The 20,849-nt window shown below is 68.8% G+C and carries 20 protein-coding genes; 16 read left to right on the top strand and 4 right to left on the bottom strand.

What is annotated here, in order from left to right; translation table 11 throughout:
* Positions 1 to 88: 88 nt before the first annotated feature.
* Positions 89 to 550 (bottom strand): Lrp/AsnC family transcriptional regulator, encoded by a 462-nt coding sequence (locus tag V2S85_RS16905; RefSeq protein ID WP_330704012.1) that lies wholly within the window; start codon positions 548 to 550, stop codon positions 89 to 91.
* Positions 551 to 684: 134 nt separating this feature from the next.
* Between V2S85_RS16905 and V2S85_RS16900 the strand changes: the two genes are divergently transcribed.
* Positions 685 to 1,737 (top strand): Leu/Phe/Val dehydrogenase, encoded by a 1,053-nt coding sequence (locus tag V2S85_RS16900; RefSeq protein WP_330704011.1) that lies wholly within the window; start codon positions 685 to 687, stop codon positions 1,735 to 1,737.
* Positions 1,738 to 1,782: 45 nt separating this feature from the next.
* Here V2S85_RS16900 and fumC read toward each other — a convergent pair whose 3' ends face one another.
* Complete coding sequence (fumC, locus tag V2S85_RS16895; RefSeq protein ID WP_330704010.1) at positions 1,783 to 3,165, bottom strand: class II fumarate hydratase; 1,383 nt, start codon at positions 3,163 to 3,165, stop codon at positions 1,783 to 1,785.
* Between the two features lie 195 nt (positions 3,166 to 3,360).
* Here fumC and V2S85_RS16890 point away from each other — a divergent pair, with 195 nt between their 5' ends.
* Positions 3,361 to 4,347 (top strand): aldo/keto reductase, encoded by a 987-nt coding sequence (locus tag V2S85_RS16890; RefSeq protein ID WP_330704009.1) that lies wholly within the window; start codon positions 3,361 to 3,363, stop codon positions 4,345 to 4,347.
* A gap of 36 nt (positions 4,348 to 4,383) precedes the next feature.
* Here V2S85_RS16890 and V2S85_RS16885 read toward each other — a convergent pair whose 3' ends face one another.
* Positions 4,384 to 5,289: a LysR family transcriptional regulator gene (locus V2S85_RS16885; protein ID WP_330704008.1), complete on the bottom strand. Its 906-nt coding sequence runs from the start codon at positions 5,287 to 5,289 to the stop codon at positions 4,384 to 4,386.
* A 195-nt stretch (positions 5,290 to 5,484) separates the two neighbouring features.
* Between V2S85_RS16885 and V2S85_RS16880 the strand changes: the two genes are divergently transcribed.
* Positions 5,485 to 6,399 (top strand): alpha/beta hydrolase, encoded by a 915-nt coding sequence (locus tag V2S85_RS16880; RefSeq protein ID WP_330704007.1) that lies wholly within the window; start codon positions 5,485 to 5,487, stop codon positions 6,397 to 6,399.
* On the opposite strand, the gene V2S85_RS16875 is transcribed toward V2S85_RS16880, so the two are convergent.
* Positions 6,396 to 7,262: a LysR family transcriptional regulator gene (locus V2S85_RS16875; protein ID WP_330704006.1), complete on the bottom strand. Its 867-nt coding sequence runs from the start codon at positions 7,260 to 7,262 to the stop codon at positions 6,396 to 6,398. The genes V2S85_RS16880 and V2S85_RS16875 overlap by 4 nt on opposite strands.
* Before the next feature lie 114 nt (positions 7,263 to 7,376).
* Between V2S85_RS16875 and V2S85_RS16870 the strand changes: the two genes are divergently transcribed.
* From V2S85_RS16870 to uraH, 13 genes are all read left to right on the top strand, one after another.
* A complete protein-coding gene (locus V2S85_RS16870; RefSeq protein ID WP_330704005.1) occupies positions 7,377 to 8,891 on the top strand; it encodes an acetyl-CoA hydrolase/transferase family protein in 1,515 nt (504 codons plus the stop codon).
* Between the two features lie 230 nt (positions 8,892 to 9,121).
* Positions 9,122 to 9,370 (top strand): AtzG-like protein, encoded by a 249-nt coding sequence (locus V2S85_RS16865; RefSeq protein WP_330704004.1) that lies wholly within the window; start codon positions 9,122 to 9,124, stop codon positions 9,368 to 9,370.
* The gene (locus tag V2S85_RS16860) at positions 9,367 to 10,728 is read left to right on the top strand and encodes an AtzE family amidohydrolase (protein ID WP_330704003.1); all 1,362 of its coding nucleotides are present in this window, start codon (positions 9,367 to 9,369) and stop codon (positions 10,726 to 10,728) included. The genes V2S85_RS16865 and V2S85_RS16860 overlap by 4 nt, the downstream gene beginning before the upstream one ends.
* An 11-nt stretch (positions 10,729 to 10,739) precedes the next feature.
* A complete protein-coding gene (locus tag V2S85_RS16855) occupies positions 10,740 to 12,104 on the top strand; it encodes an NCS2 family permease (protein WP_330704002.1) in 1,365 nt (454 codons plus the stop codon).
* Positions 12,104 to 13,036 (top strand): 5'-methylthioadenosine/S-adenosylhomocysteine nucleosidase, encoded by a 933-nt coding sequence (locus V2S85_RS16850; protein WP_330704001.1) that lies wholly within the window; start codon positions 12,104 to 12,106, stop codon positions 13,034 to 13,036. Before V2S85_RS16855 ends, V2S85_RS16850 begins: the two co-directional genes overlap by 1 nt.
* A gap of 8 nt (positions 13,037 to 13,044) precedes the next feature.
* On the top strand, positions 13,045 to 14,622 hold the full coding sequence (locus V2S85_RS16845) for a gamma-glutamyltransferase family protein (protein WP_330704000.1): 1,578 nt from the start codon (positions 13,045 to 13,047) through the stop codon (positions 14,620 to 14,622).
* 151 nt (positions 14,623 to 14,773) lie between these two features.
* Positions 14,774 to 16,024 carry an allantoate amidohydrolase gene (locus V2S85_RS16840; RefSeq protein WP_330703999.1) on the top strand — a complete coding sequence of 417 codons (1,251 nt, stop codon included), beginning with the start codon at positions 14,774 to 14,776 and terminating at the stop codon, positions 16,022 to 16,024.
* A gap of 43 nt (positions 16,025 to 16,067) precedes the next feature.
* Positions 16,068 to 17,249 carry a pyridoxal-phosphate-dependent aminotransferase family protein gene (locus V2S85_RS16835; RefSeq protein ID WP_419198210.1) on the top strand — a complete coding sequence of 394 codons (1,182 nt, stop codon included), beginning with the start codon at positions 16,068 to 16,070 and terminating at the stop codon, positions 17,247 to 17,249.
* A gap of 151 nt (positions 17,250 to 17,400) precedes the next feature.
* Positions 17,401 to 18,294 carry an allantoinase PuuE gene (puuE, locus tag V2S85_RS16830; RefSeq protein ID WP_330703997.1) on the top strand — a complete coding sequence of 298 codons (894 nt, stop codon included), beginning with the start codon at positions 17,401 to 17,403 and terminating at the stop codon, positions 18,292 to 18,294.
* Entirely contained in the window at positions 18,281 to 18,661 is a 381-nt protein-coding gene (hpxZ, locus tag V2S85_RS16825; protein ID WP_330703996.1) for an oxalurate catabolism protein HpxZ, read from the top strand. The genes puuE and hpxZ overlap by 14 nt, the downstream gene beginning before the upstream one ends.
* Positions 18,658 to 19,098, top strand: coding sequence for a 2-oxo-4-hydroxy-4-carboxy-5-ureidoimidazoline decarboxylase (gene uraD / locus V2S85_RS16820; protein WP_330703995.1), 441 nt, complete (start codon positions 18,658 to 18,660; stop codon positions 19,096 to 19,098). Before hpxZ ends, uraD begins: the two co-directional genes overlap by 4 nt.
* Positions 19,095 to 20,519, top strand: coding sequence for an NAD(P)/FAD-dependent oxidoreductase (locus V2S85_RS16815; RefSeq protein WP_330703994.1), 1,425 nt, complete (start codon positions 19,095 to 19,097; stop codon positions 20,517 to 20,519). The genes uraD and V2S85_RS16815 overlap by 4 nt, the downstream gene beginning before the upstream one ends.
* Positions 20,516 to 20,848, top strand: coding sequence for a hydroxyisourate hydrolase (gene uraH, locus V2S85_RS16810; protein ID WP_330703993.1), 333 nt, complete (start codon positions 20,516 to 20,518; stop codon positions 20,846 to 20,848). Before V2S85_RS16815 ends, uraH begins: the two co-directional genes overlap by 4 nt.
* The last annotated feature ends 1 nt before the right edge of the window (position 20,849 follow it).

The raw sequence follows: 20,849 nt of genomic DNA, 5'->3' as shown, positions 1-20,849 counted from the left end.
TACCGAGGGGGCTTCGACAAGCTCAGCCTGAGCGGGATTTGGAGACCTGCTCTCAATTCCGCTCAGGCTGAGCTTGTCGAAGCCCCCCTTAGATGGGCAACGCGGTCGTCGCCTTGATCTCCGACAGCGCGACCGTCGAGGTGATTTCCTGAACGCCGGGAAGCTGGGACAGCTTCTCGAAGAAGAAGCGTTCATAGGCGCTGATGTCCTCCGCGACCACCCGGATCATGAAGTCGATCGAGCCGAGCAGCACGTAGCAGTCCAGCACCTCGGGAAATTCACGGATCTTGGCGGCGAACTCGTCGAGGTTGGCGCGGCCGTGCGCGTTCAGCTTCACCTGCACGAAGACATGCGCGTTGAGGCCCACCTTGTGCCGGTCGACGATGGCGACGCGGCGCTGGATGAAGCCCTCGCGCTCGAGCCGGTCGATGCGGCGCCAGCAGGGCGAGGCGGACAGCCCGACGCGCTCGGCGATCTGCGCGGTCGTCTGATTCGCGTCACGCTGCAGCTCGCGGAGAATTTTTCTCTCATATGCATCGAGGTCGGTCATTTCATTCTAATAGCAGACGAATCGCGACCGAGTCTTGTCCGATTTTACGATCATGGGCCGTAATGAGGTCAGAAATCCCGCGCTGGCGCTGGCACACTGCGCAGCATCTCCACAGCACCTCAGGAGCCTTGACGATGGTAGCCCGGCACCGGCGCATGATGCCGCCGATGGAATATATTCGCCTGTCCGACGAAGCAGCCGGCCTCGACGGGGTCATCGCCATTCACTCCACCGCGCGCGGGCCCGCCGCCGGCGGCTGCCGGCTGTGGACTTATGACGATCCGGGCGCGGCGATGACCGACGCGTTCCGCCTTGCCGAAGGCATGAGCTACAAGAACGCCATGGCCGGGCTGCCGTTCGGCGGCGGCAAGGCCGTGCTGCGCCGTCCGCCGGGCGCGTTCGACCGGCGCGCCCTGTTCGAGGCATTCGGCCGCGCGGTCGAGAAGCTCGATGGCCGTTACGTCACCGCCGAGGACGTCGGCACCGGTGTTTCCGACATGGAATGCGTCGCGCGCCATACCCGTCACGTCGCCGGGCGTACCGCGCTGCCGGGGCTTGCCGGCGGCGATCCCTCGCCGTGGACCGCGCTCGGCGTGTTCGAGGCGATGAAGGCCGCGGTGGAGTTCCGCTACAGTAGCGGACTGGCCGGGTTGCGGGTAGCGGTCTCGGGCGTCGGCAATGTCGGCGCCGGGCTGGCGCGCTTGGCGCACGGTGCCGGGGCACGCCTGGTGGTGGCGGACATCGATCCGCTGCGCTGCGCGCGGCTTGCCGAGGAACTGGGTGCCGAAGTGGTCGGCATCGAGGCGATCGCGGGCGTCGAGGCCGAAGTCTTTGCCCCCTGCGCGCTCGGCGGCGCGCTGGATGAGGCGACCGTCCTCGCGTTGCAGGCCCGGGTGGTCTGCGGCGCCGCCAACAACCAGCTGGCCTCGCCCGACATGGCCGACCTGCTGGTGGAGCGCGGCATCGCCTATGCGCCGGACTATGTCGTCAACGCCGGCGGCATCATCAACGTCGCGGCAGAGTACCTTGGCGAAAGCGAAGGCGAAGTGAAGGGGCGGGTGATGGAGATCGGGCCGAGAACGCGCACGATCCTCGATGCCGCCGGACGCGACGGCCTGCCGCCGCCGGTGGTCGCCGATCGCATGGCCGAGGAACTGATGCAGCGCCCGGAACCGGCGCTGGCCTGACAATGACTGGCCGGGGAGCGCGGGATGCGCTCCCCGGCCGACGCATCACACCATCGTTTCGGGGCGCACCACGCGGTCGAAGGTGGCCTCGTCCACCAGCCCCAGTTCCAGCGCCGCCTGCTTGAGCGTCTGACCCTCGGCATGGGCGTGCTTGGCGATTTTGGCAGCGTTGTCGTAGCCGATCTCGGGCGCCAGCGCGGTCACCAGCATCAGCGAGCGGTCGAGCAGTTCGGCGATCCGCGCACGGTTCGGCTCGATGCCGTCGACGCAGCGTTCGGCGAAGCTGACCATGCCGACCGACAGCAGGTCGATCGAGCGGATCACCGCCGCGCCGATCAGCGGCTTGAACACGTTCAGCTCGAACGCGCCCTGCAAGCCGCCGATGGTTGCCGCCTGATGGTTGCCGATGACCTGTGCCGACACCATCGTCAGCATCTCGCACTGGGTCGGGTTGACCTTGCCCGGCATGATCGAGCTGCCCGGCTCGTTGGCGGGCAGGTCCAGTTCGCCAAGGCCGGAGCGCGGGCCCGAGCCCAGCCAGCGCACGTCGTTGGCGATCTTGGTGAGCGCCACCGCCAGCGTCGCCAGCGTGGACGAGAGGTGCACCAGCGGATCGTTGGAGGCGAGCGCCTCGAACTTGTTCTCGGCCGGGCGGAACGGAAGGCCCGTCAGGTTCGCCAGTTCCTGCGCCACATCGACGTCGAAGCCCGGCGCGGCGTTGAGCCCCGTGCCGACCGCCGTACCGCCCTGCGCCAGCGCGGTCATGCCATGCGAAACCGCAGGCTCGATACGCTTGCGGCTGCGGTAGACCTGATGGACATAGCCCGAGAACTCCTGCCCCAGCGTCACCGGCGTCGCGTCCTGCAAGTGCGTGCGACCGATCTTGACGATGTCCTTCCACGCCTTCGCCTTGGCCTCCAGCGAGGCATGAAGCTGGTCGATAGCGGGATAGAGCTTGTCGGTCGCCGCGCGCGCCGCCGCCACATGAAGCGCGGTGGGGAAGCTGTCGTTCGAGGACTGGCCCATGTTCACATGGTCGTTGGGATGGACCGGCGACTTTCCGCCGCGCGTGCCGGTCAGGATCTCGTTGGCGCGGCCCGCGATCACCTCGTTGACGTTCATGTTGGACTGCGTGCCCGAGCCGGTCTGCCAGATCACCAGCGGGAACTGGTCGTCGAGCTTGCCCGAGACGACTTCCCGCGCGGCACTTTCGATGGCGTCGGCCACTTTCGCGTCGAGCCCGTGCTTGCGGTTCACCCGCGCCGCCGCCTGTTTCACCAGCGCGAGGGCATGGACAATGGCGATCGGCATGCGCTCGGTCTCGCCGAAGGGGAAGTTCTCGATCGAACGCTGGGTCTGGGCGCCCCAGTAGGCACTGGCGGGTACGTCGATTTCACCGATGCTGTCGGATTCGCGGCGGGTTTCCATGAGATCGAGGCCTCCTTCGCTTGATGATGTCTGTGCAGGGCTAGATAAGCCCCGACACCGCCATGTCCACTGCTATTGCGAATTAGTCGCACATATAAGCGCGCAATGATCGCAATCCATTCTGCGTACCGGGCGCTTGACGAGCCGGCCGATTTGGCCGACCTCCGCGCCAAACTGGAACTGACAGGACTGCACATGACCAATCGCATTCTCGCTGGCCGCGAAGTCGCCGCCATCGGCCTCGGCTGCATGAACGTCGCCTGGGCCTACGGCATGGCGCCGTCGCGGCGAGAGGCCGTGGCCTTGTTCCGGCACGCGCTCGATGCCGGCTGTGACCACTTCGACACGGCCAACATCTACGGCATGGGCGTGAGCGAGGAGATCCTGCGCGAGGCGATCATCGAGAGGCGCGGCGAATTCTTCCTCGCCACCAAGACCGGCATCGTCCTCGATGGCGAGCGTCGCGGGATCGACTGCCATCCCGACAGCATCACCGCCTCGCTCGACGCCAGCCTCAAGCGGCTGGGCACCGATCACGTCGATCTGTTCTACATGCACCGCTTCGACCCCAAGGTGCCGATCGCGGATTCGGTGGGCGCGATGGTGCGCGCGATCGAAGCGGGCAAGATCGGCAGCTACGGCGTCTCCGAATGGTCGAGCGCGCACATCCGCGAGGCCCATGCTGTTCACCCGATGGCGGCGGTCCAGACCGAGTATTCGCTGTGGACGCGGCAGGTCGAACTGGGCGTGCTGGAAACCACGCGTGAACTCGGCATCGCGCTCGTCGCCTTCTCGCCGGTCGGGCGCGGGGCGCTGTGCGGTGACATCACCGCGCCCGAGCAGCTCGGCGGCAAGGACATCCGCTTGTCGATGCCGCGTTTCTCGGCCGAACACTGGCCCGCCAATCTAGCACTGATCGAGCGGTTCAAGGCGCTGGCCGCCGACGCCGGGGTCACGCCCGCGCAGCTTTCGCTGGCCTGGGTGCTGGCGCAGGGCGAGCATGTCCACGCCATCCCCGGGACCCGCTCGATCGCGCACTCCGACCAGAACCATGCGACGATGGGGCTGACCATCGATGCGCAGGTGCTGGCGCGTGCCGGCGATCTCATCAACCAGCAGACCGTAAGCGGCCATCGCTACGCGGCGACGATGAACGCGACGATCGATACCGAGGACTTCTGAGGCTGAATGCCGCCCCGGAGCAATCCGGGGCGGCATTCAGCCCAGCGGCCGTATCTCGCGGACCAGGTCCACCAGCAGCCGCATGCCGCGCGGCACCTGCCGCCGGCTCGAATAGTAGATGAAGTAGCCGGGCCCGGGCGAGGACCATTCGGCCAGCGTCGTGCGCAGCCGCCCCTGCGCCACGAGCGAGGCGATGCCCGGTTCTGCCGCATACATGAGGCCCATCCCGCTCAGCGCCAGCGCCAGGCAGGCGCTGTTGTTGTCCACCGTGACCGGCCCCGGCACATCGAGCGCGAAGACCTCTTGGCCCTGCTCGAAATCCCAGTGGTACATGCGCCCGTTTCCCAGCCGCAGGCGGATGCAGCGGTGGTGCATCAGGTCGCGGGGATGCTCGGGTTCTCCGAAACGCTCGAAGTAGGCAGGCGCCCCGGCGACCAGCCAGCGAAAGTCGGGCGAGAGACGCTGGGCGATCATGTCCTCGGGCACGGTGCCGCCGAAGCGGATGCCGGCGTCGAAGCCTTCCTCGATCACGTCCACCAGCGTATTGTCGACGCAGATGTCCAGCTCGACTTCGGGATAGCGGCTGACGAATTCCGGGATCACCGGCGCCAGCAGCCGCGTCGCCGCCTCGTCAGGGACGTTGATGCGTACGCGCCCGGTCGGTGCGTCGCGGTGGAGGTTCAGGAGTTCCTCGGCGTCGTGGATGGCGGCGAAGGGATCACGGATCGCCCCCTCCAGGTCCTCGCCAGCCGCCGTCAGCGTGACCGAGCGGTTGGTGCGGTTGACCAGCCGAACCTTGAGCCGCTCTTCCAGCCCCCGCAGCGAATGGCTGAGCGCCGAGGCGCTGACGCCCAGTTCGGTCGCCGCCTTGCGGAAATTCCGATGCCGCGCGATGGCGAGGAAATAGCTGAGGTCGGCAAGGTCGGAACGCCGGAACGGCATCTGCGCATTGTCCCGCTGGGATGGTGAGAACGATGCGCCGCCAACGCGCATGGTGCCCTACCTAGCGGGTCGGCCGGGCAAGTCGAAGCAAATCTGCAGCGCTCGCCTGACGGGCAGGTGCGAAGGCCGGCTTGGCGCGCGGGCGTGTCCGGCGGAGCATGCTCGCCGCCGCGATCCCGCGTCAGGAGGAGTTCCATGTCCGCTTTTCGCGTCGACCGTCGCCGGCTCCTTGCTACCGCAGGCCTCGCCGGAGCCACGCTGGCGGCGCGCCCGGTGCTGGCGAGCGAACCGGCCGGCGGCGCGGGCTGGTCGCACGAGGGCTTCGTCGATCGCGCCGGCGGGCGGATGCACTGGGCCTCGATTGGAGAAGGCCCTGTGCTGGTGGTGATGCCCAAGCTCGGCGGCTGGATTGCCGACTGGCGCGATGTCGCCCTGCAGTTGGCGAACCGCTACCGGGTCGTCGCGATCGATCCGCCCGGCCACGGCGGCTCCGTTTTTCCCGGCCCGGTGCCTCATGTGCAGACCCTGCCGGAATCCGCCGCCATGGTCCGCGCGATGCTCGCGGCGCTGGGGATCGAGCGCTATTCCCTCGCGGGCAATTCGCTGGGCGGCTGCGTCGCCGCGATCATGGCGGCGCTGTTCCCTGACGAGGTGGAGAACCTCGCGCTCGTCAGCGTCGCCGTGAGCGAACGCATGAACGCGGCCGACCTCGCCGCCTACGATGCGCGCGATGGGGGATACGATACCGGGGGCATGCCGCTGCCCCGGCCGGTGGAGGAGATGGCCGCGCGGTTCGGCGCCACGCCGCAGATCGCGGTTGAAATGAACGCGTCGCGCGCGGCGGCGGGCTTGTGGATCCGTCCTTCGGAGCGCGGGGTCTTCACATGCGGGATCGCCGGTTACCTCCCGCGCATCGCGAGCCGCACGCTGCTGGTATACGGCACTGCCAATGCCGGGGCATACCGCGGCTATCGCGACACGGCGCTGCGATCGCTGCCCCGTGCGAGCGCGGTCGATGTGCCGGGCGCCGGCGCATTCCTGCATCAGCAGAAGCCCGAAGAGACGGCCGTTCTGCTGGACAGGTTCCTGTCCGGTAGCCCGATCGGCTAGGGCGGGAAATTCTCGACCAGGAAATCCATCACCACCCGCGCCCTCATGGGCATGCGCATTCCGCGAAAGCCGGTGGCGACGTAGATGGGCAGGGGCGGGATCGCCGCTTCGGGCAGGACCGGCACCACCAGCCCGCGCGCCAGATCCTCGGCCACCTGGATGCGGGGAAGCAGGCCGATGCCGAGATCGCCCAGCACCGCGCGCAGCACCGCCTCGCTGCTGTTGGCGCGCAGGAAGCCGGAGACGCGCAGATCCTGGCCCTCGATCGGCCAGGGTTCGGACCTTGCGGCATAGCCGTAGGCGAGGCATTCGTGTCCGGACAGTTCCCCTGCGGTCCGCGGTAGCCCGTGCCTGGCGACGTATCCCGGCCCGGCGACGAGGATGCGTGGCAGGAGGCCGAGGGCGACGCCGTCCGGGGCATCGGCCTCGCCGACCTGTAGCCACAGGTCGAGGCCGCCGCCCGCCGCGGCCTCGCGCCAGTCGGCGACGAGGAACTCGACCATGAGGCCGGGATGCCGATCGCGCAGGGCTCCGAGGCGCTGCGCGTAATGCAGGCCGAGCGCCGTCGTCACGCCCACCCGCACCAGTCCGCGCGCCGCCACGGTGCCCGCCAGGTCCGCTTCGGCGAGGCCGAACTGGTCGAGGATCGCTACGGCGTGTTCCAGCAGGCGTTCGCCGTCGCGGGTCAGGGTCTGGCGGCGAGTCGTGCGTTGGAAGAGGCGGATGCCGAAATGGGCCTCGAGATCGCCGATCGCGCGGGATATCGTGGTGTGGCTGAGGTTCTGCCGCCGGCCCAGGGCCGAGAAACTGCCTTCCTCGCTCAGGCGCACGAACAGGCGGAGGGATCGGATGAGGTCGCTCATCTGAACGCCTTTAGCACAAGTCATGTGCTCATTTGCTGTATTGTCTTCATCTGCGCACGGATCGATGGACCTCAACGGCACCTAGAAGGCACACAAGAGACTGAGAGGCACCCCATGACAGATCGTATCGCCCGCGCCGACCTGCGTTCCAAGGTCATGTCCGCAGCCGACGCCGCCGCGCTCATCCACCATGGCCAGACCGTGGGCATGAGCGGCTTCACCGGTTCCGGCTATCCCAAGGCGGTGCCGATGGCGCTGGCCGCGCGGATCGAGGGCGAGCACGCCGCCGGCCGCCCGATGCGTGTGAAGGTCTGGACCGGCGCCTCGACCGGCCCTGAACTCGACGGCGCGCTGGCCAGGGCCGACGGCATCGAACTGCGCCTGCCCTACAACTCCGATCCCATTGCGCGCGAGCGGATCAACAAGGGCGAGATGGACTACCTCGACATGCACTTGTCGCAGGTGGCGCCGATGGCGTGGCAGGGGTTCCTTGGCCCCCTCGACGTCGCGGTGGTGGAAGTGACCGCGATCCGGCCCGACGGTTCGCTTGTGCCCTCGTCCTCGGTGGGCAACAACAAGACCTGGCTCGACCGCGCCGACAAGGTGATCCTGGAGGTCAATTCCTGGCAGAACCCGGCGCTGGAGGGGATGCACGACATCTATTACGGCACCGCGCTGCCCCCGCACCGCGTGCCGATCCCGCTAGTGCGCCCCGACGACCGCATCGGTCAGGCGACGCTGCAGTGCGATCCGGCCAAGATCGTCGCGATCGTCGAGACCGACGCGCCTGACCGCAACCTGCCCTTCACCGCGCCCGACGCCAGCGCGCTGAAGATCGCCGATCACATCATCGAGTTCCTCAGCCATGAAGTGGCGAAGGGCCGCCTGCCTGCCTCGCTGCTGCCGCTGCAGTCGGGCGTCGGCAACATCGCCAACGCCGTGCTGACCGGCCTCGTCAATGGCCCGTTCGACGACCTGACCGCCTATACCGAGGTGATCCAGGACGGCATGCTCGACCTGATCGACGCAGGGAAACTGCGCATGGCCTCGGCCACCGCGTTCTCGCTCTCCCCAGAGGCGGCAGAGCGGATCAATGCCGAGATGGCGCGCTATGCCAGCCGGATGATCCTGCGCCCGCAGGAAATCTCCAACCACCCCGAACTGATCCGGCGCCTCGGCTGCATCGCCATGAACGGGCTGATCGAGGCGGACATCTACGGCAACGTCAACTCCACCTGCGTGATGGGCAGCCGCATCCAGAACGGCATCGGCGGCTCGGGCGACTTCGCGCGCAATGCCTATGTCTCGATCTTCATGACGCCTTCGACCGCGAAGGGCGGCGCCATCTCCGCGATCGTGCCGCAGGCGGCGCATGTCGATCACATCATGCAGGACGTGGCGGTGCTGGTCACCGAGCAGGGCCTTGCCGACATGCGCGGCCTGACCCCGCGCAAGCGCGCCGCGCTGGTGATCGAGAACTGCGCGCATCCGATGTACCGCGATGCTTTGCGCGACTACTACGACCGCGCGTACCACAGCAGCTACGGCCGCCACGCGCCTTCGTTGCCGAGCGAGGCGCTGTCATGGCACCAGCGCTTCATCGACACCGGGACGATGCTGCCGGGCTAGGCGCTGTGGAATTTGTCCAAGCCGCCTGGGGCGGGCCCGGCTCCGGTACATCGGCATTCCCGCTGTACCGGCAACCCGGTATCATCGTGCTGCAGGCGACACGCCGGGGCAGGGGGGGCGCCATAGCCCCGACCCCCGCGCTGATTTTTGCAACGATCTGTTCCGATCATTGCGTTTGATCGCGCAGGTCTGGCAAGGCAGTTAGGCAATGGGTGCGGGGCGCGGTCATCATGACCGCGTGGCGCATCGTTATCCGCTTCCTCCGACCGCGCGAGACCATGGCCCAGATTCCTGTCGATCCCCCTGCCGAACCGCCGGTCGCCCCGATCCGCCGGGACGTGCCCGCGGGGGATGCCGAGATCGCCGCCGTCGCGGCCGCGCGCGGCCTGCCGATCCTTCCCGAATGCGCCCCCGGCGTCGCCGCCAATCTGGCGCTGCTGGCCCGCCATGCCCGTATCATGCGCGGGGAACCGGCATGAGGGGCGTGCTCGAAACCGCCGCCGCCGTCCGCGCCGGGACGCTCAGCGCCCGCGCGCTGGTCGAGGACACGCTCATCGCGCTCGTCGCCGACACGCACGTCGCGGTCACCCGCGTACTGCACGACCGTGCCCGCGCCGAAGCCGATGCCATCGACGCGATGGTCGCGGCGGGCCGCGATCCGGGGCCGCTGGCCGGGGTGCCTTACGGCGTCAAGGATCTGTTCGACGTCTGCGGGCTGCCGACCACCGCCGGCTCCGGGCTCTACGCCGATGCCGCGCCCGCCGGGGCCGATGCCGAGGCGCTCGCGCGGCTCACGGCGGCGGGCGCGATCTGCGTCGCCACCCTCAACATGGATGAATTCGCCTACGGCTTCGCGACCATCAACGCGGCTTACGGCACCACGCGCAATCCCAGTGATCCCTCCCGCCTTGCAGGCGGCTCCTCGGGTGGCTCGGCGGCGATCGTCGCCGCCGGGCTGCTCGCGTTTTCGCTGGGATCGGACACCAACGGCTCGATCCGCGTGCCGGCCAGCCTATGCGGGCTCTACGGCCTCAAGCCCACGCATGGCGACCTGCCGCTGGGCGGCGTGTTCCCCTTTGCCGAGAGCTTCGACGACATCGGCCCGTTCACCCGCTCGGTGGAGGACATGGCGCTGGTCTGGCAGGTGCTGGCCGGGCGCAGGGTGGACGGGGGCAGGGCAGACGGGAGCGGCGATTTTCGCGTCGCCCGCCTGGGCGGCCGCTTTCGCGAGAACGCCGAACCGGTGCAGCTTGCCGCGATCGATGCGATCGCGCCCGATGCGCCGCTGGTCGAACTGCCCGAGATCGCCCGCGCCCGCTCGGCGGCGTTCCTCATCACCGCCTGCGAAGGCGGCGCGCTGCACCGCGAGGCGCTGGCGGGACAAGCGATGGCCTTCGACCCGCAAGTGCGCGACCGCCTGATCGCCGGCGCTCTCCTGCCCGAGGCGCTTTACCAGGAAGCGCAGGCCTTCCGCGCCGATTACTGCGCCCGCATCCGCGCGCTGGTGGCCGATTACGACGTGCTGCTCGCCCCGGCGACGCCGACGTTCGCGCCCGCGATCGCCGACCCGCGCATCCTGATCGACGGGGCGCTGTCCCCGGCGCGGGCGGATCTTGGCATTCATACCCAGCCGATCACTTTCACCGGATTGCCGTCGCTGGCGGTTCCGCTCTACCGTCCGGGCGAACTGCCGATCGGATTGCAGCTGATCGGCAGGGCCGGGCGCGAGGCCGATCTCTTCGCGTTCGCCGCGAAGCTGGAGGCCGACGGGATCACCGGATATGGCATGCCGCAGGGGGCGGCATCTGGACATTGCATGCCGCAGGACGCGGCATAGGGGGCTCACGCATGACGACCGCGACCATCGATGAGACAATCGACGCCCCGCCCTCCGGCAGGCTCGACCGCTACTTCGCGCTGACGGCGCGGGGCACCACGGCGCGTACCGAGGTGCTGGCGGGGATGACGACGTTCCTGACGATGGCCTACATCGTGCTGGTCAACCCGGCGATCCTGGGCAGCGCCGGCATGCCGGTGGCCTCGGTGGCGGCGGCGACGTGCTTCGCGGCGGCCTTCGCCTCGATCCTGATGGGCTTCGTCGCCAATACCCCGCTGGCGCTGGCGCCGGGCATGGGGCTCAACGCCTATTTCAGCTTCACCGTGGTGCAGCAGATGGGCGTGCCCTGGCAGGTGGCGCTGGGCTGCGTGTTCATCTCGGGCGTCGCCTTCCTGCTGCTGACGCTGACGGGTATCCGGCAACTGATCGTCACCTCGATCCCGCAGTACCTGTTCGCGGCGGTGGCGGGGGGCATCGGCCTGTTCATCGGCTTCATCGGCCTGAAGGATTCCGGCATCGTCGTCGCCAATCCGGCGACGTTCGTGGCGCTGGGCGATCTCAAGAGCCCCGGCGCGGCGCTGGCGCTGTTCGGCCTCGTCGTCATCGGCGCGCTCAGCGTGTGGAACGTGCGCGGGGCGATGCTGGTGGGCATCCTGGCGACCACCGTGGTCGGCTGGATCGCGGGCATGGTGACGATCAGCCCCGAGCCGTACTCGCTCTCGGCGCTGACCGGGACCGCGTTCCAGCTCGACCTCGGCGGCGTCTTCGGGCTCTCGGGCAAGCATGGCCTCGGCCTGCTGGAGATCCTGTTCGTGTTCCTCTTCGTCGACCTGTTCGACAACATCGGCACTCTCGTCGCCGTCACCAAGCGGGCCGGGCTGATGGATGCGAACGGGCGCATCCCGCGTCTCAACCGCATCCTCATCACCGATGCCGCCGCCACCATCGTCGGCTCGATGGCGGGCACCAGCACCGTCACCAGCTACGTCGAGAGCGCGGCGGGCGTGCAGGCGGGCGGGCGCACCGGGCTGACCGCGGTGGTCACCGGCGTGCTGTTCCTGGCGATGATGTTCGTGGCGCCCTATGCCCAGGTGATCCCGCTGGCGGCGACCGCGCCGGCGCTCATCATCGTCGGCGGCCTGATGCTGCTGCCGCTGACCGAGGTGGAGTGGGAAGACCCGCTCTCGGCGATCCCCGCGTTCCTGACGGTGGCGATGATCCCGCTCACCTTCTCGATCGCCAATGGCCTCGCCTTCGGCATCACCGCCCATGCCGCGCTCAAGATCGTGCGCGGGACGATCACCAGGAAGGACGCGTTCCTGCTGGTGCTGGCGCTGCTGTTCGTCGCCCGCTTCGTGTGGATGGGAGGGGCCTGATGCGCTCGTTTGCAATCGCCGCCGCCCTCACGTTGGCGTCCACTCCTGCGCTGGCCGACGAAAGGCTCGACCTGACGCCCCGCACGCTGGTGATGACGGCGTACCAGCCCGAATGGAACGCGCTCGTCCATGCGGTCAGCGACCAGAAGGAATACAGCCTCAACGGCTCCACCTACCTCACGGGCACGCTGGAGGGCAAACCGGTGTTGCTGATGCAGAGCGGCGTGTCGATGGTGAACGCGGCGATGAACACCCAGCTGGTGATCGACCGCTTCTCCGTGAAGCGCATCGTCTTTTCGGGCATCGCGGGCGGCGTCGATCCCTCGCTGACCATCGGCGACGTCATCGTGGCGGAGGACTGGGGCCAGTATCTGGAAGTCAACTTCGCGCGCAAGAACGGGCGCAAGGGCTGGAAATCGCCCGAGGCCGTCCTGCCCGAAGCGCCCGGCAACTGGAACTTCATCTTCCCGCGCGGGGTGACGGTTCCCAACGCGGCGACCCCGCCCAGGCGGTTCTTCACCTTCGCGATGGACCCGGCGCTGCTCGACCTCGCGCGCAAGGTAGCGCCGACGATCGCGATGGAACGCTGCGTCCCGCCTTCGGAGCACCAGCTTCCCGGCAGCGAACTGTGCCTCGCCAAGCCGCCCAAGGTCGTCGTCGGCGGCACCGGGGTCAGCGCCGGGGTCTATGCCGACAATGCCGAGTTCCGAGAGTATCTCTACAAGGCCTGGCACGCCCGCGTGCTCGACATGGAGAGCGGCGCGGTGGCGCAGGTCGCCTATGCCAACCAGGTGCCGACGATCGTGTTCCGATCCTTGTCGGACCTTGCCGGCGGCGACAAACATAAGAACATGGAGGACACGTACGAGCGCCTTGCCTCGGTGAACTCCGCCCACGTGGTGCGCGCCTTCGTGGCGGCGCTTCCGGACTGAGAGGTTCCATGCAGACCGTAACCGCCAGCAACGGCATCGCCACCGCGCCGCACTTCCTCGCGGCGCAGGCGGGCCGGGACGTGCTTGCCGACGGCGGCAGTGCGGTGGAGGCCTGCGTCGCCATCGCCGCGACGCTGGCCGTCGTCTACCCGCACATGACCGCGATCGGCGGCGACGGCTTCTGGGTGATCCGCGAGCCGGACGGCACCGTGCACTCCATCCACGGCTGCGGCGGCGCTGCGGCAAGCGCGGACCTGTCGCTCTACGCCGGGCTGGACGCAGTGCCGACGCGCGGACCGCTGGCGGCGAACACGGTGGCAGGCACGATCTCCGGCTGGGCGGCGGCGCTGGAGGCGGATTACTGCACCCTCCCGCTGGAGCGCCTGCTGCGCGATGCGATCGCCCATGCCGAGAACGGCGTGCCGGTGACGAAGGGCGGCGCGGGCATCGCGGCGGGGAAGGGCGACGAACTGCGCGGCCAGCCCGGCGCCTACGCCGCGACCTTCGAGCCGGAAGGCCGCCCGCTGGCCGAAGGCGACACGCTGCGTCTGCCTGCGCTGGCGCAGACCTTGCGCAAGCTGGCGACGAACGGCCTGCAGGATTTCTACACCGGCGAACTGGCCGCTCTGATCGCCGCCGATCTGGAGGCGCTGGGGAGCCCGGTTTCCGCCGCCGACCTCGCCGTGCATACCGCAACCCGGCCCGATCCGCTGCATACCGCGATCGGCGGTGCGACGCTCTACAACGCGACGCCGCCGACGCAGGGCTTCGCCTCGCTGCTGATCCTGGCGCTGTTCGACCGGCTCAAGGCGGATGCACCCGAAGGCTTCGACCACGTCCATGGCCTTGTCGAGGCGACCAAGCAGGCGTTCCTGCTGCGCGACGTGCATGTCGGCGATCCGGCGTACACGGACTTCGACTTTCAGGCGCTGCTCTCCGACCCCGCCGCGCTGGACGAACTCGCCGCGCGGATCGATCCGGCCAAGGCGCTGGAATGGCCGCAGCCGCCGCAGTGGGGCGATACCTGCTGGTTCGGCGCCGCCGATGCCGAGGGGCGGGTGGTGTCGTGCATCCAGTCCACCTATTTCGAGTTCGGCTCGGGCCTCGTGCTGCCGCAGACCGGCATCACCTGGCAGAACCGGGGCAGTTCGTTCCGCCTTGCCGAGTCCGGCTGGAATGCCCTGAAGCCCGGACGCAAGCCGTTCCATACGCTCAACCCGGCACTGGCGGTGTTCGAGGACGGGCGCGTCATGGCATATGGCACGATGGGCGGCGAGGGCCAGCCGCAGACGCAGGCGGCGCTGTTCACGCGCTATGCCCGTTTCGGAATGGACCTGCAGGACGCCATCAGCGCCCCGCGCTGGCTGCTCGGCCGGACCTGGGGGGACGTCACGACCTCGCTCAAGCTGGAGGATGGTTTCGACGAAGCGCTCTATGCGCAGCTCACCGATGCCGGCCACGACGTCGAGCGCGTCGGGGGGCTGACTGCGACGATGGGGCATGCGGGTGCGGTGGTGCGCCTTGCGGACGGTTGGTTCGAGGGCGCATCCGACCCCCGCAGCGATGGCGAAGCAGCCGGATGGTGAGCTTTGCGCTTCGCCTTGGGGGCTTCGACAAGCTCAGCCTGAGCGGGATTTGGGCGGAGTGTGTCAAACCTGTCGGCATTTCCTCCACCCCGCTCAGGCTGAGCTTGTCGAAGCCCGGGCACTGTCTTCTCCTCCATGCCGAGACAATCGCATGACCGCCCTCGACATCCCGGGCGGCGCCCGCGCTGTCGCACGGTGCGATGCCCTGCGGATAGCGCCCTACAGCGACATGGAAGGCGGCCTGTTCCGCGCCTACCTCACTCCGGCTTATGCCGCCGCGCAGGAGCAACTGGCCCGGTGGATGGAGGCCGCAGGCATGCGCATCCATGTCGACGCCGCCGCCAATCTGGTGGGCCGTTATGACGGTCACCTCGGCCATGCCCCGGCGCTGTTGATCGGCAGTCATCTCGATTCCGTGCGCGATGGCGGGCCTTATGACGGCCCGCTGGGCATCATGCTCGGTATCGAGGCGGTCGCCGCGCTCCATGCCGAAGGGCGCCGTCTGCCGTTCCCGATCGAGGTCTATGCCTTCGGCGACGAGGAAGGCTCGCGCTTCCCCGCCGCGATGCTGACCAGCCGGGCGGTGGCCGGGACGCTCGATGCCGCCGCGCTCGACATCATGGATACGGCAGGCGTGACGCTGGCCGAGGCGTTGGTCACCGCTCCCGACTATCTCACCGCCGCCCGCGCGCCCGATACCACGCTGGCTTATCTCGAGGCGCATATCGAGCAGGGGCCGGTGCTGGAGGCGGACGGCCTCGCGGTCGGCACCGTCACCGGCATCGCTGCGCAGCTGCGCTACCGCGTCACCGTCAAGGGCATGGCCGGGCACGCGGGCACCGCGACGATGCGCCTGCGCCGCGATGCGCTGGCGGGTGCGGCGGCGATGGTGCTGGCGGTGGAGCAGATCGCCCGCGCGGACAACTCCGACGTCGTCGCCACCGTGGGCGTGCTGGAGGCGCTGCCGGGCGCGCCCAACGTCATCCCCGGCGAAGTGCGCTTCACCATCGACGTCCGCTCGGGCGCGGAAGCACGGCGCGACGCGGTAGCCGAGGCGATCCTCGCGCGGATCGAGGAAATCGCTGAGGCGCGGGCGCTAGAACTGGCCGTCAGCCTGATCCACGACTTGGCCGCCAGCCCCAGCGATCCCGCGCTGATGGACATGATGGATGCCGCGCTTGCAGCCGCCGGACAGCCGGTGCGCCGCCTCGTCTCGGGCGCGGGGCACGATGCCATGAACATGGCCGCGTTGTGCCCCACCGCCATGCTGTTCATCCGGTGCCGCGAAGGCATCAGCCACAATCCGGCCGAGCATGTCGAGCCTGCGGACGCGGAGATCGCGCTGCAGGTGATGCTCGGCTTCATCGATCGTCTTGGAGAGAACTTTGTCGCCCGCACTTGATCCGCAGCTTTTCGGAGAGATCGATCCGCCGCAGCGCCTGCTGATGGGACCGGGGCCGATCAACGCCCACCCGCGCGTGCTGCGGGCGATGAGCGCCGACCTGCTCGGCCAGTTCGATCCCGAGATGACCGGGTTCATGAATCAGGTCATGGCGCTCTACCGCCCGATCTTCGGGACGCAGAACAAGTGGACGATGCTGGTCGACGGCACCGCCCGCGCCGGGATCGAGGCGGCGCTGGTCAGCCTCGTCGCGCCGGGCGACGTGGTGCTGGTGGTCAACTTCGGCCGTTTCGGCCTGCTGCTGACGGAAATCCTCCAGCGCATCGGCGCGATCATCGAGACGGTCGAGGCGCCCTGGGGCGAAGTCGTGCCGATGGAGCGCATCGCCGAGGCCATCGCCCGCTGTCACCCCAAGATCGTGGCGACCATCCACGGCGACACCTCGACGACGATGGCGCAGCCGCTGGAAGGCTTCGGAGAACTGTGCCGCCGGGCGGGCGCGCTGTCCTACGTCGATGCCACCGCGACGATCGGCGGCATGGAACTGGCGGCGGATCGCTGGGATGTCGATGTGGTCACCGGCGGCCTGCAGAAGTGCCTCGGCGGCCCCTCGGGATCGGCCCCGATCACGATCTCGGACCGCGCGGCCGAGCACATCGGCAAGCGCCGCCATGTCGAGCAGGGCATCCGCAGCGCCGGGACGGTGGACGGCGCCGGGCCGCGCATCGGCTCCAACTACTTCGACCTCGCCATGATAATGGATTACTGGTCCGAGAAGCGCCTGAACCACCACACCGAGGCGACCTCGATGCTCTATGCCGCCCGAGAATGCGCGCGCATCGTGCTGGGCGAGGGGCTTGAGGCGCGCTATGCCCGCCATGCCTCGGCGGGCCGGGCGATGACGGCGGGCCTGCGCGCGATGGGGCTGACGGTGTTCGGCGACGACCGCCATCGCATGACCAACGTGACCGGCGTGTACATCCCCGAGGGCGTGGACGGCGAAGCCGTGCGGGGCGCGATGCGCGAGCTGTTCGAGATCGAGATCGGCACCGCTTTCGGGCCGCTTCAAGGCAAGATCTGGCGTATCGGCGCGATGGGTTACAACGCGATGAAGCACAAAGTCCTGCTTACCCTCGCGGCGCTGGAATCGTGCCTGGCGATACAGGGATTCGCGTTGCCGCCAGGCGAGGCGGTGCCGGCGGCCATCGCGGCGTGGGAGGCATGAGGATGGGATCGCCATTCCTCCCCGGCACGGGGAGGGGGGCCATGCGCAGCATGGTGGAGGGGCACGTGCCGCGCGGTCTGACCTTCCGTAAAGCGCCTGTGCCCCTCCACCACCCTGCGGGTGGTCCCCTTCCCCGTACCGGGGAGGACGCATGAGCGCCCGCGACCTCATCGGCTACGGCCAGACCCCGCCCGACCCGCAGTGGCCCGGCGGCGCGCGCGTTGCGGTGCAGTTCGTCGTCAACTACGAGGAAGGCGCCGAGAACTCGGTGCTGAACGGCGACAAGGGTTCAGAGGCGTTCCTGTCCGAAATGGTCGGCGCGGGCAGCCACCCGGACCGGGCGATGGCGATGGAAAGCCTCTACGAATACGGCAGCCGCGCCGGCTTCTGGCGCCTGCATCGCCTGTTCACCGAGCGCGGGCTGCCCGTCACCGTCTTCGGCGTGGCCAAGGCGATGGAGATGAATCCCGACGCGGTCGCGGCGATGCTGGCGGCGGACTGGGAGATCGCCAGCCACGGTCTGCGCTGGATCGATTACCAGTACCAGCCCGAGGAAGTCGAACGCGCGCACATCGCCGAGGCCATCGCGCTCCACGAAAAGCTCACCGGCCAGCGCCCGCTCGGCTGGTATCAGGGCCGCACCTCGCCCAACACCGCGCGGCTGGTGGCCGAGGAGGGCGGCTTCGCCTACGACGCGGACAGCTACGCCGACGACCTGCCGTACTGGGATACGAAGTACGGCAAGCCGCAGCTGATCGTGCCCTACACCCTCGACGTCAACGACATGAAGATCGTCGCGCTCAACGGCTTCACCGAGGGCGAGCAGTTCTTCCGTCACATGCGCGACACCTTCGACCAGCTGCGCGAGGAGGGCGGGCGGATGATGTCGATCGGCCTCCACGCCCGCATCGCCGGCAAACCCGGCCGCGCGCGGTGGCTGGCGCGGTTCCTCGATCATGTCACCGCCAGCGGCGACGCCTGGGTGGCGCGGCGTATCGATATCGCCCGGCACTGGATGGAGGTGCATCCTTATGCGGATCAATGACCCCGTGCTCCTCGCCGAAGTCACCCACGCCTTCCACGCCTACGAGACGGCGCTGATGGCGGACGACATTCCTGCGATGGACGCGTTGTTCCACGATGCGCCCACCACCAACCGCTACGGCGTGGGCGAAGTGCTCTACGGCATCGAAGAAATCCGCGCATTCCGCAAGGGACGCGGCGGGTCTCCGCAGCGCAAGCTGGGCCGCGTGGCGATCATCGTCTACGGCGATACTTTCGCCACGGCCGACGCCGAATTCTTCCGCGAAGGCGCCGATCGCCGCGGCCGCCAGACCCAGTCGTGGGTGCGCTTCGCCGATGGCTGGAAGGTCGTCTCCGCCCACGTCAGCCTTGAGGGGAGCACCTCGTGACCGCCCTGTTCGAACACAGCCCCTGGGTAGAGGCGCGCGCCGACGCGCGGCCTTCGACGGGCGATCGCTATGCCGACCTGATGGCGGTGCTGCACGCCGCCACCCCGGACGAGCAACTGGCGCTGATCCGCGCGCACCCCGAACTCGCGGGCAAGGCGGCGATCGACCGCACCCTGACCGAGGCCAGCACCGCCGAGCAGGCCAGCGCCGGGCTGGATCGCCTGACCCCGCTCGAATATGCCGAGTTTCACCGCCTGAACGCGCTCTACCGCGAGCGCTTCGACTTTCCTTTCATCATCTGCGTGCGCCTGACCGACAAGGCGGGTATCCTCGCCGCGATGGACCGCCGCCTCGCCAACGACCGCGAGACCGAGGTGGCCACCGCGCTGGAGCAGATCGGCGAAATCGTCCGCCTGCGCCTGGAAGACATGACATGAACGATGCAATCGGCCTTCCCGCCCTCGAGGCGCAGCTTGCCCGCGAGCTGGAGCTGATCGGCTTCGCTCGCCCCGAATGGGTGCGCCCGCGTGAGCTTGACGGCGCGCCGGTGCTCGACGTCGCGGTGATCGGCGGCGGCCAGTGCGGCCTCTCCGCCGCGCTGGGCCTGCGGCGCGAGGGCGTCACCAACGTGCGCGTCTTCGACGAGAACGCGGCCGGGTTCGAGGGGCCCTGGGAGACGTATGCGCGCATGGTCACGCTGCGCACGCCCAAGCACCTCAACCCGATCGACTTCGGCGTGCCTTCGCTGACCTACCGCGCCTGGTGGGAGGCACAGCACGGTCTCGCGGGCTGGGAGGCTCTCGACAAGATCGCGCGCGGCGACTGGATGGCATACTTGCGCTGGTATCGCCGCGTGCTCGACCTGCCGGTGGTCAACGGCGCGAAGCTGGAGCGGATCGAGCCGCTGCCCGCCCTTGGCCTGCATCGCCTGCATTTCGCGGGCGGCGCGGTGGAGCATGCGCGCAAGGTCGTGCTCGCTACCGGCATCCAGGGCGGCGGCGAGTGGTTCACCCCGGCGATGGTGCGCGACAACCTGCCGCGGCGGCTGTGGGCGCACACCAGCGAGCCGATCGACTTCACCGCGCTGCACGGCAAGCGCATCGGCGTGCTCGGCGGCGGCGCCTCGGCCTTCGACAACGCCAACTATGCGCTGACGCAAGGCGTGGCGGCGGCCGAAGTGTTCATGCGGCGCAAGCAGCTGCCGCGCGTGAACCCGATCCGCTTCATGGAGCGCGTCGGCTTCACCGCCCGCTACCCGGCGCTGGACGACGCCACCAAGTACGCGGCGATGGACGCCTTCCTCGGCCACAACCAGCCGCCGACCAACGATACGTTCGATCGCGCGGCGGCATGGCCGGGCTTTGCCCTCCACCTCGGCGCGCCGTGGCTGGACGTGGCTGAGCATGACGGACTGGTGCGCGTCACCACGCCGCAGGGGACGCACGATTTCGATTTCGTGGTGATCTCCACCGGCCTGCTCAGCGATCCCGGCCTGCGTCCCGAACTGGCGGGCGTGGCCGATCTCATCGCCCGCTGGGCTGACCGCGTGACCCCGCCCGGAAGGTCCAATGCCCTGATCGACGCGCATCCCTATCTGGGCGAGGCGTTCGAGTTCCTCCCGCGCGAGGGGGTGGACGGCGCGCCGCTGCACGGCCTGTTCGCGTTCAACTATTCCGCGCTGGTCAGCCTCGGGCTTTCGGCCTCGGCGCTGTCGGGGCTGCACAATGCGCTGCCCCGGCTGGTCAGGGGCCTGGCCGACCAGCTGTTCCTCGATGACCGCGAGGCGCTGGTGGCCGATTTCCTCGACTACGACGAGCACGAATTCCTCGGGATCTGGCCGAAGGAGGCCACCGCATGAGCAGCCTGTCCACCCACGTCCTCGACACCACCCATGGCGCGCCCGCCACGGGCATCTCGCTGTGCCTCGAGACCGGCTCCGGTACCATCCTGTTCACCGGCGAGACGAATGCCGACGGGCGCTGCCCCGGCCTGCCGGCGCTCCCCACCGGCACCTACCGGCTGACGTTCGCGGTGGCCGCCTATTTCCGCGAGAAGGGCGTGAAACTGCCGGAGCCGCCGTTCCTCGACCATGTCTCGATCGATTTCGGCATCGCCGATGCGGACGGGCATTATCATGTGCCGCTGCTGGTCTCTCCGTTCGGCTATTCGACGTACCGGGGCAGCTGAC

The sequence above is a fragment of the Novosphingobium resinovorum genome, from assembly GCF_036352595.1.
GTDB classification, from domain to species: domain Bacteria; phylum Pseudomonadota; class Alphaproteobacteria; order Sphingomonadales; family Sphingomonadaceae; genus Novosphingobium; species Novosphingobium resinovorum_B.
The sequence above is the reverse complement of the archived record's forward strand: the minus strand, read 5'-3'. Positions and strand labels throughout refer to the sequence as shown.

Excerpts from the sequence above, each read along its gene's own strand:
- V2S85_RS16835 (WP_419198210.1), top strand. The coding sequence starts at position 16,068 with ATGGGACCGGGGCCGATCAACGCCCACCCGCGCGTGCTGCGGGCGATG.
- V2S85_RS16850 (WP_330704001.1), top strand. The coding sequence starts at position 12,104 with ATGCGCTCGTTTGCAATCGCCGCCGCCCTCACGTTGGCGTCCACTCCT.
- V2S85_RS16890 (WP_330704009.1), top strand. The coding sequence starts at position 3,361 with ATGACCAATCGCATTCTCGCTGGCCGCGAAGTCGCCGCCATCGGCCTC.
- uraH (WP_330703993.1), top strand. The coding sequence starts at position 20,516 with ATGAGCAGCCTGTCCACCCACGTCCTCGACACCACCCATGGCGCGCCC.
- V2S85_RS16860 (WP_330704003.1), top strand. The coding sequence starts at position 9,367 with ATGAGGGGCGTGCTCGAAACCGCCGCCGCCGTCCGCGCCGGGACGCTC.
- V2S85_RS16870 (WP_330704005.1), top strand. The coding sequence starts at position 7,377 with ATGACAGATCGTATCGCCCGCGCCGACCTGCGTTCCAAGGTCATGTCC.
- V2S85_RS16880 (WP_330704007.1), top strand. The coding sequence starts at position 5,485 with ATGTCCGCTTTTCGCGTCGACCGTCGCCGGCTCCTTGCTACCGCAGGC.
- V2S85_RS16885 (WP_330704008.1), bottom strand. The coding sequence starts at position 5,289 with ATGCCGTTCCGGCGTTCCGACCTTGCCGACCTCAGCTATTTCCTCGCC.
- V2S85_RS16905 (WP_330704012.1), bottom strand. The coding sequence starts at position 550 with ATGACCGACCTCGATGCATATGAGAGAAAAATTCTCCGCGAGCTGCAG.
- V2S85_RS16865 (WP_330704004.1), top strand. The coding sequence starts at position 9,122 with ATGACCGCGTGGCGCATCGTTATCCGCTTCCTCCGACCGCGCGAGACC.
- puuE (WP_330703997.1), top strand. The coding sequence starts at position 17,401 with ATGAGCGCCCGCGACCTCATCGGCTACGGCCAGACCCCGCCCGACCCG.
- V2S85_RS16875 (WP_330704006.1), bottom strand. The coding sequence starts at position 7,262 with ATGAGCGACCTCATCCGATCCCTCCGCCTGTTCGTGCGCCTGAGCGAG.
- V2S85_RS16815 (WP_330703994.1), top strand. The coding sequence starts at position 19,095 with ATGAACGATGCAATCGGCCTTCCCGCCCTCGAGGCGCAGCTTGCCCGC.
- hpxZ (WP_330703996.1), top strand. The coding sequence starts at position 18,281 with ATGCGGATCAATGACCCCGTGCTCCTCGCCGAAGTCACCCACGCCTTC.
- V2S85_RS16845 (WP_330704000.1), top strand. The coding sequence starts at position 13,045 with ATGCAGACCGTAACCGCCAGCAACGGCATCGCCACCGCGCCGCACTTC.
- V2S85_RS16855 (WP_330704002.1), top strand. The coding sequence starts at position 10,740 with ATGACGACCGCGACCATCGATGAGACAATCGACGCCCCGCCCTCCGGC.
- V2S85_RS16840 (WP_330703999.1), top strand. The coding sequence starts at position 14,774 with ATGACCGCCCTCGACATCCCGGGCGGCGCCCGCGCTGTCGCACGGTGC.
- fumC (WP_330704010.1), bottom strand. The coding sequence starts at position 3,165 with ATGGAAACCCGCCGCGAATCCGACAGCATCGGTGAAATCGACGTACCC.
- V2S85_RS16900 (WP_330704011.1), top strand. The coding sequence starts at position 685 with ATGGTAGCCCGGCACCGGCGCATGATGCCGCCGATGGAATATATTCGC.